Source organism: Pseudomonas sp. Z1-29 (genome assembly GCF_051131995.1).
Taxonomy (GTDB): Bacteria; Pseudomonadota; Gammaproteobacteria; order Pseudomonadales; family Pseudomonadaceae; genus Aquipseudomonas.
The window spans coordinates 1,073,462-1,089,133 of the sequence record NZ_CP071645.1 but is presented as its reverse complement, the minus strand read 5'-3'; the positions used below and the strand labels follow the sequence as shown (position 1 = coordinate 1,089,133).

General features: G+C 62.5%; 16 protein-coding genes. 9 read left to right on the top strand and 7 right to left on the bottom strand.

The genetic code is table 11. From position 1 onward, the window contains the following. Positions 1–198 precede the first annotated feature (198 nt). On the top strand, positions 199–1,938 hold the full coding sequence (gene dauA, locus J3P84_RS05090) for a C4-dicarboxylic acid transporter DauA (protein WP_434628372.1): 1,740 nt from the start codon (positions 199–201) through the stop codon (positions 1,936–1,938). An 8-nt stretch (positions 1,939–1,946) separates the two neighbouring features. Here the strand turns inward: dauA and J3P84_RS05085 are convergent, their stop codons facing one another. Next, a complete protein-coding gene (locus J3P84_RS05085; protein WP_434628369.1) occupies positions 1,947–2,504 on the bottom strand; it encodes a hypoxanthine-guanine phosphoribosyltransferase in 558 nt (185 codons plus the stop codon). 163 nt (positions 2,505–2,667) lie between these two features. Between J3P84_RS05085 and upp the strand changes: the two genes are divergently transcribed. Next, complete coding sequence (gene upp / locus J3P84_RS05080; RefSeq protein WP_434571869.1) at positions 2,668–3,306, top strand: uracil phosphoribosyltransferase; 639 nt, start codon at positions 2,668–2,670, stop codon at positions 3,304–3,306. Between the two features lie 2 nt (positions 3,307–3,308). After that, positions 3,309–4,583 (top strand): uracil-xanthine permease family protein, encoded by a 1,275-nt coding sequence (locus J3P84_RS05075; RefSeq protein WP_434628366.1) that lies wholly within the window; start codon positions 3,309–3,311, stop codon positions 4,581–4,583. 126 nt (positions 4,584–4,709) lie between these two features. Here the strand turns inward: J3P84_RS05075 and hemH are convergent, their stop codons facing one another. Both hemH and J3P84_RS05065 read right to left on the bottom strand, forming a co-directional pair. Further along, positions 4,710–5,735, bottom strand: coding sequence for a ferrochelatase (gene hemH, locus J3P84_RS05070; RefSeq protein WP_434628363.1), 1,026 nt, complete (start codon positions 5,733–5,735; stop codon positions 4,710–4,712). Positions 5,736–5,748: 13 nt separating this feature from the next. After that, complete coding sequence (locus J3P84_RS05065) at positions 5,749–6,648, bottom strand: TIGR01777 family oxidoreductase (protein WP_434628360.1); 900 nt, start codon at positions 6,646–6,648, stop codon at positions 5,749–5,751. A gap of 196 nt (positions 6,649–6,844) precedes the next feature. Between J3P84_RS05065 and J3P84_RS05060 the strand changes: the two genes are divergently transcribed. The 6 genes from J3P84_RS05060 to J3P84_RS05035 all read left to right on the top strand — a co-directional run bounded on the left by J3P84_RS05060 (position 6,845) and on the right by J3P84_RS05035 (position 12,560). Further along, the gene (locus J3P84_RS05060; protein ID WP_434571861.1) at positions 6,845–7,831 is read left to right on the top strand and encodes an NAD(P)/FAD-dependent oxidoreductase; all 987 of its coding nucleotides are present in this window, start codon (positions 6,845–6,847) and stop codon (positions 7,829–7,831) included. A 172-nt stretch (positions 7,832–8,003) separates the two neighbouring features. Next, positions 8,004–8,966 (top strand): YbgA family protein, encoded by a 963-nt coding sequence (locus J3P84_RS05055; RefSeq protein ID WP_434628357.1) that lies wholly within the window; start codon positions 8,004–8,006, stop codon positions 8,964–8,966. After that, the gene (locus tag J3P84_RS05050) at positions 8,966–9,904 is read left to right on the top strand and encodes a MerR family transcriptional regulator (RefSeq protein WP_434628354.1); all 939 of its coding nucleotides are present in this window, start codon (positions 8,966–8,968) and stop codon (positions 9,902–9,904) included. Before J3P84_RS05055 ends, J3P84_RS05050 begins: the two co-directional genes overlap by 1 nt. 12 nt (positions 9,905–9,916) lie before the next feature. Continuing rightward, positions 9,917–11,350 carry a deoxyribodipyrimidine photo-lyase gene (gene phrB, locus J3P84_RS05045; protein WP_434628351.1) on the top strand — a complete coding sequence of 478 codons (1,434 nt, stop codon included), beginning with the start codon at positions 9,917–9,919 and terminating at the stop codon, positions 11,348–11,350. 111 nt (positions 11,351–11,461) lie between these two features. Next, positions 11,462–12,226 carry an SDR family NAD(P)-dependent oxidoreductase gene (locus J3P84_RS05040; protein ID WP_434628348.1) on the top strand — a complete coding sequence of 255 codons (765 nt, stop codon included), beginning with the start codon at positions 11,462–11,464 and terminating at the stop codon, positions 12,224–12,226. 28 nt (positions 12,227–12,254) lie between these two features. Next, entirely contained in the window at positions 12,255–12,560 is a 306-nt protein-coding gene (locus J3P84_RS05035; protein ID WP_434628345.1) for a YkgJ family cysteine cluster protein, read from the top strand. 109 nt (positions 12,561–12,669) lie between these two features. Here J3P84_RS05035 and J3P84_RS05030 read toward each other — a convergent pair whose 3' ends face one another. The 4 genes from J3P84_RS05030 to prmC all read right to left on the bottom strand — a co-directional run bounded on the left by J3P84_RS05030 (position 12,670) and on the right by prmC (position 15,663). Beyond that, positions 12,670–13,188 carry an acyloxyacyl hydrolase gene (locus J3P84_RS05030; RefSeq protein WP_434571851.1) on the bottom strand — a complete coding sequence of 173 codons (519 nt, stop codon included), beginning with the start codon at positions 13,186–13,188 and terminating at the stop codon, positions 12,670–12,672. Between the two features lie 111 nt (positions 13,189–13,299). Continuing rightward, complete coding sequence (gene murI, locus J3P84_RS05025; RefSeq protein ID WP_434628342.1) at positions 13,300–14,091, bottom strand: glutamate racemase; 792 nt, start codon at positions 14,089–14,091, stop codon at positions 13,300–13,302. Continuing rightward, the gene (locus tag J3P84_RS05020) at positions 14,084–14,839 is read right to left on the bottom strand and encodes a molybdopterin-synthase adenylyltransferase MoeB (RefSeq protein ID WP_434628339.1); all 756 of its coding nucleotides are present in this window, start codon (positions 14,837–14,839) and stop codon (positions 14,084–14,086) included. The genes murI and J3P84_RS05020 overlap by 8 nt, the downstream gene beginning before the upstream one ends. Beyond that, positions 14,833–15,663 (bottom strand): peptide chain release factor N(5)-glutamine methyltransferase, encoded by an 831-nt coding sequence (gene prmC, locus J3P84_RS05015; RefSeq protein ID WP_434628336.1) that lies wholly within the window; start codon positions 15,661–15,663, stop codon positions 14,833–14,835. The genes J3P84_RS05020 and prmC overlap by 7 nt, the downstream gene beginning before the upstream one ends. Between the last annotated feature and the right edge of the window lie 9 nt (positions 15,664–15,672).

Genomic DNA, 15,672 nt, shown 5'->3' with positions numbered 1-15,672 from the left:
GTGAGGCCATCGGTGTCGGCCCGCTGGCATATGCCGTTGTGGCGAGGGAGCTTGCTCCCGCTCGGCGGCGCAGCCGTCGTATCGGCTAACGCGTTCCGTCTGAAAGATTTCAATGGCCCGTTTTGGGTCTGCTGCGCAGCCCAGCGGGAGCAAGCTCCCTCGCCACGGGTTTATTGTCCAGTCTATGCGAGGAGCATCATGGCCTTCTCCGCCCCACCCCTGTTCGCCGCCTGGCGCCAAGCCTGGCGTGCCGGTTACACCCTTGAGCGCCTGCGCGGCGACCTGGTAGCCGGGCTTACGGTCGGCATCATCGCCATCCCGCTGGCCATGGCCCTGGCAATCGCCGTTGGCGTGCCGCCACAACACGGTCTTTACACCGTGCTGGTGGCCGCCCCCTTGATTGCCCTGACCGGCGGCTCGCGATTCAACGTGAGCGGGCCGACGGCCGCATTCGTTGTCATCCTGCTGCCCATCACTCAGCAATACGGCCTGGGCGGCCTGCTGCTGTGCACAATGCTTGCCGGCCTGATCCTGATTGCGCTGGGGCTGATGCGCGCCGGGCGCTTGATCCAGTTCATCCCTTATCCGGTGATCCTCGGTTTCACCGCCGGGATCGGCGTGGTGATCGCGACGCTGCAGTTGAAGGACCTGTTGGGCCTGAGCACTGCGGGCCAGGCCACGCATTACATCGAACAGCTGGGCGAATTGATCGTGGCGCTGCCCGGCGCACGGCTTGGCGACGCCATTATCGGCGGGGCATGCCTGGCCGTATTGATTGTCTGGCCGCGCTGGGTGCCACGCGTTCCGGGCCATCTGGTCGCGCTGCTGATCGGCGCGTTGCTGGGGCTGGCCATCGAGCGCGCCGGGCTGCCGGTCGCAACGCTGGGCGAACGCTTCAGCTACGTCGTCGATGGCATTGTCTACCCTGGCATCCCGCCTTTCCTGCCGCGCTTCGACTGGCCCTGGAACCTGCCGAATGGCCAGGGCGGTGCGTTGATACTTTCCTATGACCTGTTCCGCCAATTACTGGGCCCAGCCTTCGCCATCGCCATGCTCGGCGCCATCGAGTCATTGCTCTGCGCGGTGGTGGCGGATGGCATGACCGGGAGCAGGCACGACCCCAACGCCGAATTGATCGGCCAGGGCCTGGGCAACCTCGTGGCGCCGTTGTTCGGCGGCATCACCGCCACCGCCGCAATTGCCCGCAGCGCGACCAACGTGCGCAGCGGCGCGTCATCGCCCCTGGCGGCGATCATTCACAGCCTGGTGGTGCTGGTGGCGATTGTGTTGCTCGCGCCGCTGTTCAGTTACTTGCCGATGGCGGCGCTGGCGGCGTTGCTGGTGATGGTCGCCTGGAACATGAGCGAGGCCGGGCATGTGCTGCATACCCTGCGCATCGCCCCGCGCAGCGATGTGCTGGTGCTGCTGAGCTGCCTGGGCCTGACCGTGCTGTTCGACATGGTCCTGGCCGTCGCCGTCGGCCTGTTGCTGGCCGCCGGGCTGTTCATCAAGCGCATGAGCGAACTGACCGACAGCGCTGAACTGCCACGCCATTCCCACCAGGCCTTGCTGGACATGCCCGAGCATGTTCGCTGCTATGCCATTCGCGGGCCGCTGTTCTTCGGTGCGGCGGAGAAGGCCCTGGATGTATTGCGCCGGTTCGACCCGGGTGTCCGGGTGGTGGTCGTGGACATGAGCGCCGTGCCGATGCTGGACATGACGGCCCTGGCCGCGCTGGAAAATATCCTCAGGGACTATCGAAAGCAGGGCATCGGCCTGATCCTGGTCGCGACCGCACCGAGGGTACGCCTGAAACTGCGCCGCGCCGGGGTCCATCGCGAGCAGCGGCAGTTGGCGTATGTGCAGACGCTGGAACAGGCGCGGAGCAAAAGTGAGCGCTGGCTGGCCGCGAGCGTAGCGCACTCAAGGCTGGTTTGATCGTGTGGTTACATCCCCTTGACGGCAAAAATACCATTGGCGTTACGCCAGTAGCCTTTGTAGTCCATGCCGTAGCCAAAGATGTAGCGATCGATGCACGGCAAACCGACGAAGTCGGCCTTCAGGTCGGGACGGGCCTTGCGGTCGTGGTGCTTGTCGATCAGCACGGCGGTATGTACGGCACGGGCGCCAGCGTGTTTGCAGAAGTCGATGATCGCGCCCAGGGTGTGACCTTCATCGAGGATATCGTCGATGATCAGCACGTCGCGGTCGATGAACGAGACTTCCGGCTTGGCTTTCCAGAACAGGTCGCCGCCGCTGGTTTCGTTGCGATAGCGGGTGGCGTGCAGGTAGGAAGCTTCCAACGGGAAGTTCAGGCAGGTCAGCAGCTTGCCGGAGAAAATCAGCCCGCCGTTCATCACGCAGAACACCACCGGGTTGCGGTCAGCCAACTGATCGTTGATTTGCGCACCGACACGGACAATGGCCGCTTCGACTTCAGCTTCGGTGTACAGGCAGTCAGCCTCTCGCATGACTTGACGGATATGCTCGAGATCAGCGGACATGGCGCTCTCCAAGGGTGGCGTTTGCGGAAAAGCGGGCAAAGGTACGCATCCCGCCCGGCCAGATCAAGCGTTTGTGGACTAACGTTCTGTATTGTCTATAGGACAACACCCTCGGATAGATTAATCTAGGCCGGTTTTTTTGCCCGCCGCCGGAGCCTTCCCCATGCCCATCCTCGAGATCCGCCACCCGCTGATCAGACATAAACTCGGCCTGATGCGCCGCGCCGACATCAGCACGAAGAACTTCCGCGAGCTCGCCCAGGAAGTCGGTGCCCTGCTCACCTACGAAGCCACCAAGGACCTGCCGCTGGAGTCCTACGAGATCGCCGGTTGGGCGGGCACGGTGCAGGTGGAAAAAATCGCCGGCAAGAAGATTACCGTGGTGCCGATCCTGCGTGCCGGTATCGGCATGCTCGAAGGCGTCCTGAGCCTGATTCCGGGTGCCAAGGTCAGCGCCGTCGGCGTGGCCCGCAACGAGGAAACCCTGCAGGCCCATACCTACCTGGAAAAACTGGTGCCGGAGATCGACGAGCGCCTGGCGATGATCATCGACCCGATGCTCGCCACCGGCAGCTCCATGGTTGCCACCATCGACCTGCTGAAAAAAGCCGGTTGCCGGGACATCCGCGCCATGGTCCTGGTCGCCGCGCCCGAAGGCATCCAGGCCGTGGAAGATGCCCACCCCGACGTGACCATCTACACCGCCTCCATTGACCAGAAACTCAACGAACACGGCTACATCATTCCGGGCCTGGGCGATGCCGGCGACAAGATCTTCGGCACCAAGCAGAAGGACGCCTGAGCATGCAGGACGAATTCAACGATCCGCTCTGGCGTCAGGTGCTGTCCGGCGCGCAGATGCTGTTCGTCGCCTTCGGCGCGCTGGTGCTGATGCCGCTGATCACCGGCCTGGACCCGAACGTGGCGCTGTTCACCGCGGGCCTGGGGACGATCCTGTTCCAGATCGTTACCGGGCGTCAGGTGCCGGTGTTCCTGGCGTCGAGTTTTGCCTTCATCACGCCGATCATTCTTGCCAAAGGCCAGTTCGGCCTGGCGGCGACCATGGGCGGCGTGATGGCGGCCGGTTTCGTCTATACGTTCCTGGGCCTGGCGGTGAAGATCAAGGGCACCGGCTTCATTGACCGGCTGCTGCCACCGGTGGTGATCGGCCCGGTGATCATTTCCATCGGCCTGGCAATGGCGCCAATCGCCGCCAACATGGCGATGGGCAAGGCCGGCGACGGCACCGAGCTGATTCACTATCAGACGGCGATGCTGATCTCGATGCCGGCGTTGCTCACTACCCTGATCGTCGCCGTGTTCGGCAAAGGCATTTTCCGCCTGGTGCCGATCATCTCCGGCGTATTGGTGGGTTTTGCCATGGCCTTCTTCTTCGGCGTCGTCGACACCGCAAAAATCGCCGCCGCCCCCTGGTTCGCCCTGCCGGCCTTCACCGCGCCGGAGTTCAACTGGCAAGCGATCCTGTTCATCGTGCCCGTAGCCCTGGCGCCAGCGATCGAACACATCGGCGGGGTAATTGCCGTGGGTAGCGTGACCGGTCGCGACTACCTGAAAAAACCCGGCCTGCACCGCACCTTGTTCGGTGACGGCATCGCCACCACCGCAGCCGGCCTGTTTGGCGGCCCACCCAACACCACCTATGCCGAAGTGACTGGCGCGGTGATGCTGACCAAGAACTACAACCCGAAGATCATGACCTGGGCCTCGATCTTCGCCATCAGCCTGGCGTTCGTCGGCAAGTTCGGCGCACTGCTGCAAAGCATTCCGGTGCCGGTGATGGGCGGGATCCTGTGCCTGTTGTTCGGTTCGATCGCGGCGGTGGGCATGAACACACTGATCCGCCACAAGATCGACCTGGGCGAAGCACGCAACCTGGTGATCGTTTCGGTGACGCTGGTGTTCGGCATCGGCGGCGTACTGGTCGGCACCGGTACCGGCCCGGACGACTTCGGCCTCAAGGGCATCGCGCTGTGCGCCGTGGTGGCGATCGCGTTGAACCTGATCTTGCCGGGCAACGATGGCTGGAAGCAGAAAAAGGCGGATGAGCCGCTGATCTGAGTTTTCGTCGTCAGTCAGAAGCTTCGCGAGCGGGCTCGCTCCCACAGGGGATGTTGTGAACACAAACTTTGTGACCACACGCTTTCCCTGTGGGAGCGAGCCTGCTCGCGAAGGGGCCGCTGAGGTCTACAACGCCAGCGGCGCCCGCTCGCAAAGGGTGCTCAACACCTTCGCCCACTGCGGATCGTCATTGAGACACGGCACCAGTACCAACTCCTCCCCTCCCGCTTCGCGAAACTGCTCGCGCCCGCGGTCGCCGATTTCTTCCAGCGTCTCGATGCAATCGGCAACGAATGCCGGGCACATCACCAGTACTTTCTTCACCCCGCTTTTGGCCAGTTCTTCCAGGCGCGCCTCGGTATAAGGTTCGATCCACTTGGCCCGTCCCAGTCGCGACTGGAACGACACCGACCATTTGCCATCCGCCAGCCCCATCTGCCGGGCGAACAGCTCGGCGGTACGAATACACTGGGCGCGGTAACACGTGGCCATGACTTCCGGCGGCGCGTTCCGGCAGCAATCGGCGTCCTTGAAGCAGTGATAGCCCGTAGGGTCGAGCTTGGTCAGGTGCCGTTCCGGCAGGCCATGGAAACTCAGCAACAGATGATCGTAATCCTGCATCAGGTACGGCTTGGCGCTGGCAACCAAGGCATCGATATATTCCGGCTGGTCATAGAAGGGCTGGAGAATCGAGAACTGCACCTTGAGCTTTTTCTCACGCACTACCCGCTTTGCTTCTTCGATGACCGTGGTCACGGTGCTGTCGGCGAACTGCGGATACAGCGGCGCCAGGGTGATTTTCGTGTGCCCCTGGCTTGCCAGGCGCACCAGGGTCGATTCGATCGATGGCTCGCCATAACGCATTGCCAGCTCCACCGGGCCCTGGGTCCATTGCGCTTTCATGGCCTGCTGCAGGCGGCGACTGAGGACCACCAGTGGCGAGCCCTCTTCCCACCAGATCGAGGCATAGGCGTGGGCCGATTGCTCGGGGCGCTTGACCAGGATCAGCGACACCAGCAGCCGCCGCACCGGCCATGGCAGGTCGATGACGTAGGGGTCCATCAGAAATTGGTTGAGGTAGCGGCGTACATCGGCCACCGAGGTGGAGGCAGGCGAACCCAGATTCACCAGAAGCAACGCGTGATCGGTCATGCAACGTCCTATTTCAAAGGCGACCCGACAAATCTTCCAGGGCCGCAGACAACTCAGTGAACCGGAATGAAAACCCCGCCGCCTGCAATCGGGCGGGCGTGGCGCGCTGGCCTCCCAGCAACAGCAATGACAACTCCCCCAATGCGATTTTCAACGCAAGCTCCGGCATCGGCACCACGGCCGGGCGATGCAGTACGTGCCCCAGGGCCTTGGCGAAATCGCGGTTGCGCACCGGGTTCGGTGCGCAGGCATTATAAGGACCGCTGGCATCGCTGCGGAGCAGAAGAAAATCAATCAGGGCGATTTGATCGTCGATATGGATCCAGGGCATCCACTGCCGCCCGCTGCCGATACGCCCGCCCATTGCCAGTTTGAACGGCAGCAACAGCCGCGACAAAAAGCCGCCCTCGGCAGACAGGACCAGGCCGGTGCGAACCAGCACCACGCGTATGCCCAGGGCTTCTGCACGTTGCGCGGTTTCTTCCCAGGCGATGCACAACTGGCTGGCGAAGTCTTCGCTGACCGGCCCGGATTCTTCGGTCAACTCCCGCTCGCCGCCGTCGCCATACCAGCCCACCGCAGAGCCGGAAATCAGCACCCGCGGTTTCTGTTCGCAACGCTCCAGCCAGGCCAGCAGATCCTCGGTCAGCGTGACGCGGCTGCTCCACAGCAGCATCTTGCGTTTATGGCTCCAGGGCCGGTCGCCAATAGGCGCGCCGGCAAGGTTGACGACCGCGTCCACCGGCTCGCCAAGCTCATCGAGGCTGGCGACACCGCGCACCTGCGCGCCACAGATTTTCGCCACCTGTTCGGGCCGACGACTCCAGACCGTCAGGCGATGTCCCTGCTCCAGCCAGTGCCGGCAGAGTTGACGTCCGATCAAACCAGTACCGCCGGTCAGCAATATGTGCATGAGATGTTCCTCGGCTCGCGTTTTACCTGGCCCATTAGTCTATTTTTATAAGTAGGCATTTTTCATATCGGACAGGGTCTGTACCTAACAATAGGACAACCCGCCAAAACGCGAACGGTAAAACTTATACCAAAAACCAGAATTGTACAGGATTAAACGACGGCGTAGTCTGTACAGAAAGGTAAACGAGGCCCTCATGACTGTACCCATCGCAATCATCGGCACCGGCATCGCCGGACTTTCAGCCGCCCAGGCCCTGACGGAGGCCGGGCATGTCGTTCAACTCTTCGATAAAAGCCATGGCAGCGGCGGCCGCATGTCGAGCAAGCGCAGCGACGCTGGCGCGCTGGACATGGGCGCACAATATTTCACCGCCCGGGATCGGCGCTTCGTCACGGAAGTCCAGCGCTGGCAAGCCAACGGCTGGGCGGCGGAATGGAACCCGCAGCTCTATCACTTCCAGGACGGGCAGATGAGCCCCTCGCCGGACGAGCAGACCCGCTGGGTCGGTACCCCGCGCATGAGCGCGATTACCCGCGCCCTGCTCGGCGAGCTGCAGGTGCAGTTCTCCTGCCGCATCACCGAGGTCTTTCGTGGCCAGGAACACTGGCACCTGCAGGACGCCGAAGGGTTTACCCACGGCCCGTTCGGCCAGGTCGTGATTGCCACGCCCGCGCCTCAGGCCACGGCATTGCTCGCCGCCGTGCCGAAACTGGCCGGCGTCGCCGCCGGGGTGAAGATGGACCCCACCTGGGCAGTGGCGCTGGCCTTTGAACAACCCCTGGATACGCCCATGGAGGGCTGCTTCGTCCAGGACAGCCCCCTCGACTGGCTGGCCCGCAACCGCAGTAAACCAGGGCGCGATGCCAAGCTCGACACCTGGGTGCTGCATGCAACCAGCGACTGGAGCCGCCAGCACATCGACATGCCCAAGGAAGCGGTGATCGAGCATTTGCACGGCGCCTTCGCAGAACTGCTGCACAGCGCGATGCCCGCGCCGAGCTTCAGCGTGGCCCATCGCTGGCTCTACGCCCGTCCCGCCGGCAGCCACGAATGGGGCGCCCTGGCCGATGCCGACCTGGGCTTGTATGTGTGCGGAGACTGGTGCCTGTCCGGCCGGGTCGAAGGAGCATGGCTCAGTGGCCAGGATGCCGCCCGTCGCTTGCACGCCAGCCTTCAGTGAGCGCATTCCCCAAGCCATCCGCTGCTGTCGCGAAAGGCAGCAGCCGGCGGTCAGGTCACAACGCCGCCCTTCGGCCTGGAACAATCGGTTGACTTGTTCGCGTACCGACCTATGATGAAAATATTGTACAAACAATAGTACATGTACAAGATTTACCCAGCAGAGGTCGCCCATGCCCAACGAAGCTATCGCCAAACCGAAAATTGCCATCAGCGCCTGCCTGATGGGTGCCGAAGTGCGCTTCAATGGTGGTCACAAGCAATCGCCGTTGTGCAGCCGCACGCTGGTCGAATACTTCGATTTCGTGCCGGTGTGTCCGGAAGTTGCCATTGGCCTGGGCGTCCCGCGCGAGCCGATCCGGCTGGTTGGCAACCCCGCGCGCCCCGACGCGGTCGGCACGGTGAAGCGAGACCTCGACGTGACCCAGCCATTGACCGATTACGGACAACAAATGGCCGCTGAGCTGGATGACATCTGCGGCTATATCTTCATGCAGAAGTCGCCGTCCTGCGGGCTGGAGCGGGTCAAGGTCTACGACCACAACGGCGTCCCGCAGGACGGCGGTGGACGTGGTGTCTACGCCCAGGCCTTTTGCGAGCGTCACCCCGATCTGCCGGTGGAAGAAGACGGCCGCCTCAACGATCCGGTACTGCGCGAAAACTTTCTGACCCGTGTATTCGCCTATGCCGCCTGGCAACCGCTGCGCCGCCGGGGGCTGACCCGACGCGACCTGATTGAATTTCACTCACGCTACAAGTACCTGTTGATGGCCCACAACCCTGAGCAATACAAGGCGTTGGGCAACATGTTGGGCAACATGGGCAAGGCTGATCCCGACGAACTGGGCCAGCGTTATTTCAGCGCGCTGATGGCGGCCTTGAAGAAATGCGCCACCCGACGCACGCACACCAACGTCCTGCAGCACCTGAGCGGTTACCTCAAGCGCGCCATCGATGCCGATGACAAGCAGGAGGTGCAGCACCTGATCGGGCAGTACCGTCTTGGTATCGTGCCACTGGTGGTGCCGCTCACGTTGCTCAAGCATCATCTGCGTCAGCACCCCGACCCCTATCTCGCACAACAGGTCTACCTGCAACCGCACCCAGAGAACCTCAGCTTGCGAAACGCCATCTGATGAAAGACGAACTCGACTCCAGCGCCAGCGAAGACCTGGGCGCCGACTTCGCCAAGGCCCTCGCGCAGGGCTGGCTGCCGATCCGCGAAGTCGCCCGGCAAACCGGCGTCAATGCCGTCACGCTGCGAGCCTGGGAGCGGCGCTACGGGTTGATCGTGCCGCACCGTACGCCCAAGGGCCATCGCTTGTTCAATCGCGAACATGTGCAGCGGATCCTGAGCATCCTCACCTGGATCGATCGCGGCGTGGCAGTGAGCAAGATAAAACCGTTGCTCGACACACCGCAGCCGTCAGGCGAACCGTTGGAAGACGACTGGCAACGTCAGCGCCATGCCCTGATGCTGGCGGTGACGCAACTGGCCGAGCGTCAGGTCGATGAGTCGGTGAACCAGGCCATGGCGCTGTATCCGCCTTGGACTGTTTGTGAACAGTTGCTCCTGCCCTTGCTGGGCGAGTTGCAATTGCGCTGGCAGAGCCAATTCGGCGCGCAGCTGGAAAAGGTCTTCCTGTACTCCTGGCTGCGCAGCAAATTCGGCAGTCGGATCTACCACAACAACCGCCAGTTGCGCGGCGCACCGCTGTTGATGATCAACCAGTCCGAGGTGCCGCAGGAGCCCCAGTTGTGGCTCACCGCCTGGCTGGCAAGCAGCGCCGACTGCCCCGTGGAGGTGTTCGACGGGCCGCTCCCGGCCGGTGAGCTGGCGTTGGCGGTCGAACGGCTCAAGGCCCGCGGCGTGCTGCTGTATTCGAGCCAGGCACTGAATCTGTCGCAATTGCCCAGGCTGCTGAGCGGGCTCGACTGCCCGATCATCATCGCCGGCCCCGCCGCCTCGATTCACCAGGCCAAGCTGTCCGCAAGCGCGGCAATGAGCAACGTCAGCTGGGCCGAAGACCCGCTATCGGCTCATCGCGAACTGAGCCGCAGAGAACTTCTTTAGTTGGAAAAATCCATGCAAATGATCTGGCTGCGCAGCGACTTGCGCCTGCACGACAACACCGCCCTGGCGGCCGCCGCTGCCCGGGGGCCCTGCGTAGCGGTCTACCTGCCGAGCCCGAAGCAATGGGCGGCCCATGACGATGCACCCTGCAAGATCGATTTCTGGTTGCGCAACCTCGCGGCATTGAGCACTGCCCTGGCGGAACTGAACATCCCATTGCTGATCCGCAACACGCAGTATTGGAATCAGGCCCCGCGAGTGCTGGTCACTTTATGTCGCGAGCTGGGCATCGGTGCCGTACACGTCAATGAGGAATACGGCCTGAATGAAACCCGGCGCGACGCCGACGTCGCCCGGGCGCTAAAGGTTGAGGGCGTGGAATTTCACAGCCATCTCGACCAGCTCCTGTTCAAGCCCGGCAGCGTCCTGACCAAGACCGGCAGTTATTTCAAGGTGTTCAGCCAATTTCGCAAGGTCTGCTATAGCCGTCTGCATTTTTCGTTACCGAGCCTGGTGCCCGCGCCTGTCCGGCAGGCACCTACGGCCATCGCCAGCGATCCGCTGCCGACGCAGGTCGAAGGATTCAACCCGCCAAATGCGGCGGTGCGCGATCTCTGGCCCGCCGGCGAAAGCGAAGCCCGGCGCCGGCTCGAGTCGTTCGTCGAGCAACACATCGATTACTACCAGAGCGAACGGGATTTTCCGGCCAGACCCGGGACCAGCCAGTTGTCGGCCTATCTGGTGGCCGGCGTGGTTTCACCGCGCCAGTGCCTGCACGCCGCGCTGCAGGCCAATCAGGGCGAGTTCGAAAGCGGAAACGTCGGAACCGTGACCTGGATCAATGAACTGCTCTGGCGCGAGTTTTATAAACACGTTCTGGTGGGATTCCCCCGCGTATCGCGCCACTGCGCGTTCCGCCCGGAAACCGAGGCCCTGGCCTGGCGCAACGACCCCCAGGCACTGGCGGCGTGGAAAGAAGCCCGTACAGGCTTGCCGATCATTGACGCGGCCATGCGCCAATTGCTGGAAACCGGCTGGATGCATAACCGCCTACGGATGGTGGTGGCGATGTTCCTGACCAAGAACCTGTTGATGGATTGGCGTGAGGGCGAACGCTTTTTCATGCAGCACCTGATCGATGGTGACCTGGCGGCAAACAATGGCGGCTGGCAGTGGAGCGCCTCGACCGGCACCGACTCGGCGCCCTGGTTCCGGATTTTCAATCCGTTGAGCCAATCGGAAAAATTCGACCGCGAGGGCTTGTTCATCAAACGCTGGCTACCCGAACTGAACGATCTCGATAAGCCGGATGTCCATAACCCGAATACCCGTGGCGATTTGTTTGGCGCGGTGGACTACCCCGCTCCGATCGTCGACCTCAGCCAGTCCAGGGCCCGCGCCCTGGCAGCGTTCAGAAACCTGCCGTCACGGCAGGACGCCGGTTGAGGATTTGTGCGGTGAACGAACAGGGGTCGGCCGATGCGGGCTGCCATTCTCAATAGTATGACGATATAGTCGTTAAAAAAGGCGCATCGTCCGGTAGACAAGGAGTGAGGAATGGGTTCGACACCGCCACGGCGATACTGGCTGACCGGCGCCGGTAACGGAATTGGCGCCTCTTTGGCCGAATCGATACTGCGTACCGGCGCCCATCTGGCTGTCAGCTCACGCTTGCCGTGCGATGCGCTTTTGGCAAGATATCCAGGACAGGTCCTGATCGTGGCCGGCAATCTGACCGACAGCCAGGCCGTACGCGAGGTGGGCGAGCGAATCGCCCAGGAATGGGGCTCCCTGGATACCGTGATCATCAACGCCGGAACCGCCGAATACATCAGCGGACAACCCGTCAACCCATCGATCATCGAACACATCGTGCGCAGCAACCTGCTGGCCGCCAGCCTGTGTATCGAGGCGGCCGCGCCATTGCTGCGCGCCGGCAACGGGACCCATCTGGTGGGCATCGCCAGTCCGCTGACCTATCTGCCGCCCTCGCAATTCGAGGCCGGGGACCAAGGGATGCGCTTTTTATTCGAATCGGCTCGCGGCAAACTGGCCCGCGATGGCATCGACGTGACCATCGTGCACCCAGGGTTCGATAACTCATCGCCGGCCATCGACGATGGCTTGCCTCCTTCGATTCGCTGGTCTGCTGAAACGGCGGCCCAGCACATCCTGACCCAACTGATCGAACGTCCCCTTGAAGTGATCCTGCCCGCCATGACCATGAACCTGCTTTGGCCACTGCCATCGACCGACACGGTGCTGGCGGGCGCGCATTCACGTTCGGACAGTTACCAGTGCCCGATCAAGGGACACCCCTGAATAGCGCGCTTGCCTTACACTGCGCGCCATGAAGACCATCCCGCTGCACGAAATCCCCGCCCCGGCCGTCACGTGTTCAACGTGTGCGGCGTGCTGCTGCCAACTGGAAGTCATGTTGATCACCGACACCGGCGTGCCCGACCGTTTCATCGACACGGATGACTGGGGTGGAGAAGTGATGCTGCGTCTTGACGACGGCTGGTGCGCGGCGCTGGATCGCGACACCATGCGGTGCACGATCTACGAAAGGCGTCCGCTCATCTGCCGGGAGTTCGAGATGGGTGCGCCGGAGTGCCTGGAAGAGCGCCAGGGCATTGCAACGGCATATAGATAGGACAAGCTTATTGTGGGAGCGAGCTTGCTCGCGATAGCGGTGGTCCAGGCGATACTTGACCGACTGACCTACCGCTATCGCGAGCAAGCTCGCTCCCACAGTTTCTCAGTTACAGCGGCATTGTGTAATGCAATGCGTAGCTTTCCACACCGTCGTTGGTCGACTTGATCCCGGCGTTGGAATAGTGAGTGGCACGGATGCCGACTTCATGCCCGCCATTGAAGCGCAGGCCAAAGCCGATGCGGTCTTCGAACTGGAACGCTGTGCCGAGCTTGTTGCTTTCGATTTCAGTGTTTTCAAACAGCGCAACACCGACGCCTGCCTCGATGTAAGGCTTCACGTTCTGACCGGCAAACTCATACACCAGGACTGGCGAGAACGACAGGCTGTGGTTGCTCGAAGTTTCGTCCCCCTCCCAGTACGTATAGGCACCGCTCCAGTAACCGGTCAGGCGACCCACGTCGCTCTGCAGCCAGCTCTTGTCCCAATCGAACTGCATGCCCAGGCGATAGGTCATGGTCGAGTCGCCGGTCTGGCCAACCCCGAATTCCACGCCCGCCGCCTGTGCGGTGTAAGTGTGCCCCAGCAACGCAGCCGCAAATGCGGCAAAGCAGAATAAACGCTTCATTAGAAACATCCTTTTCCGACAGCCTTAGTTAGTTTTTCTTACAGAAGACACAGCTATAGAAATCCGCGCCAAATCAGAAGTTCAGCACGATTCACATAATTTTCACGTTTTTTACAGAACGAAGCTTCGCACAATGCCAGACGAATTCCATAGCATCGGTAGGATATTTCTTAAATGTATCGGATCAGCGCTACTCCAGAATTGAGTTTCGCTGGCAGGCCCGTCAGCCAGTAGCGCCCGCTCCGCCAACAAGCGCTGGAGTTGCCGGGCCACGGCGGCGCCCGTATCGATCAGACTGATATGGGCCGGAATCATCTGTTTGAGCAACGGCTTGAGGAATGGATAGTGCGTACAGCCAAGGATCAGTGTGTCGCAGCCAGCTGCCAGCAACGGGTTGACGTAGCCTTGTAGCAGTTGGTGCAAGGCCGAACTGTGCAGGTCGCCCGCCTCGATCAATTCCACCAGTCCCGGACAGGGCTGCGTGATCACGCGGACATCCGTGGCGAAGCGGTCGAGCAACGCGGCAAATTTGGCGCTCTGCAAGGTGCCAGTCGTTGCCAGCACGCCAACGATGCCGCTTCGCGTCGCGGCGGCAGCCGGCTTGACCGCCGGCTCCATACCAACGATGGGCCAATCGGGGTAGTCGCGACGCAGGTCAGCCACCCCGGCGACTGTCGCGGTGTTGCAGGCCACCACGAGCGCCTTGGCGCCCTCGCGCTGGAAAAAGTCGGCAATGACCGCGCAGCGCTGCCGGATGAATTCCGGGCTTTTTTCGCCATACGGAATATGCCCGCAGTCGCCAACGTACAGCAGCGACTCATTGGGCAACAGCCGACGGATTTCCCCCAGCACCGACAGCCCGCCGACACCCGAGTCGAACACACCGACCGGCGCCTCACGCATGCCGGTTACCGCAGACACCGCAGCGCGGATCGCGCTTGACGCGTAGTTCGCGAAAACGCGTGCCCAGGGCATCGATCAGCAGCAGGCGCCCCACCAGGGGCTCACCGAAACCCGCCAGCAACTTCAAGGCTTCCAGCGCCTGGAGACTGCCTACCAAACCCACCAGCGGCCCAAGCACACCGGCTTCGCTGCAGGTCAGCTCGGCTTCGCTGCCATGCCCGTAAAGGCAGTGGTAACAAGGACTTTCGGGGCGACGTGGGTCGAATACCGACAGTTGCCCTTCCAGGCGAATCGCTGCGCCGCTGACCAGGGGCTTGGCGGCGGTGACACACGCCGCATTCACCGCTTCGCGGGTAGCAAAGTTGTCGGAACAGTCGAGCACCACATCCACCGCCGCCACCGCGCCGGCCAGGGAGTCTTCATCCATGGCGGTCGAATGGGAAACCAGGCGAACCTCGGGATTGATGGCGGCCAGGCGACGCACCGCCGAATCGACCTTGCTCAGGCCGACGCTGTCGGTGTCGTGAATGATCTGTCGCTGAAGGTTGGTCAGGTCGACCGTGTCGAAATCCGCCAGGTGCAACTCGCCGACGCCGGCGGCGGCCAGGTACAACGCCACCGGGGCGCCCAGGCCACCGAGGCCGATGATCAATACGCGGCCCTGCTTGAGGCGCAGCTGCCCATCGATGTCGATGTGCTGCAACAGAATCTGGCGACTGTAGCGCAGCAGTTCTTGATCATTCAGCACGGCAGGCGTCCCAGGCTGATGCGTTCGTGATTACCCAGATCCTTGCGACTGTGGACTTCGGCAAACCCTTGCTTTTGCAACAGACCACGCACCGCCTCGGCCTGGTCATAACCGTGCTCCAGCATCAGCCAGCCGCCTGCCCCGAGATGATCGGGGGCCTGGGCGATGATTGCACGCAAGTCGTCGAGACCGTCCGGCCCCGCCACCAGCGCACTGGCCGGCTCGAAGCGCACATCGCCCTCGGCCAGGTGCGGATCGCTGGCGGCTATATAAGGCGGGTTGCTGATGATCAGGTCGAAACGCTCGCCTTCCAGGGCGCTGAACCAGTGACTGCTGAGCACCGTGACATTGCGCAGGCCCAGGCGCTGGCGATTGCGCTCGGCCAGGGCCACGGCTTCCAGCACCCGGTCGACCGCCGTGACATTCCAGGCCGGACGCTCGCTGGCCAGCGCCAGGGCAATCGCGCCGCTGCCGGTGCCAAGGTCGAGGACCCGGGCGGGCGTGGCTGGCAACAATGCCAGTGCGGTCTCGACCAACAGTTCGGTGTCGGGCCGCGGGATCAGCGTATGGGGCGCGACTTCCAGATCGAGTTTCCAGAAACCCTGCTGCCCGAGAATATAAGCCACCGGCTCGCCGGAGCGACGGCGACGCAAGTATTCGGAAAACAACAGCGCCGCCTCGCTCGGCACGATTCGCTCGGGCCAGGTGTGCAGGAAGCTGCGGGACTTGCCCAGGGCGGCGGCCAGCAACAGCTCGGCGTCCAGTCGTGGGCTGGGCGAATCCGGCAATTGCGCGGCGCGAAGCAAGCTGGCGATGATGGTCATGGGTTTACC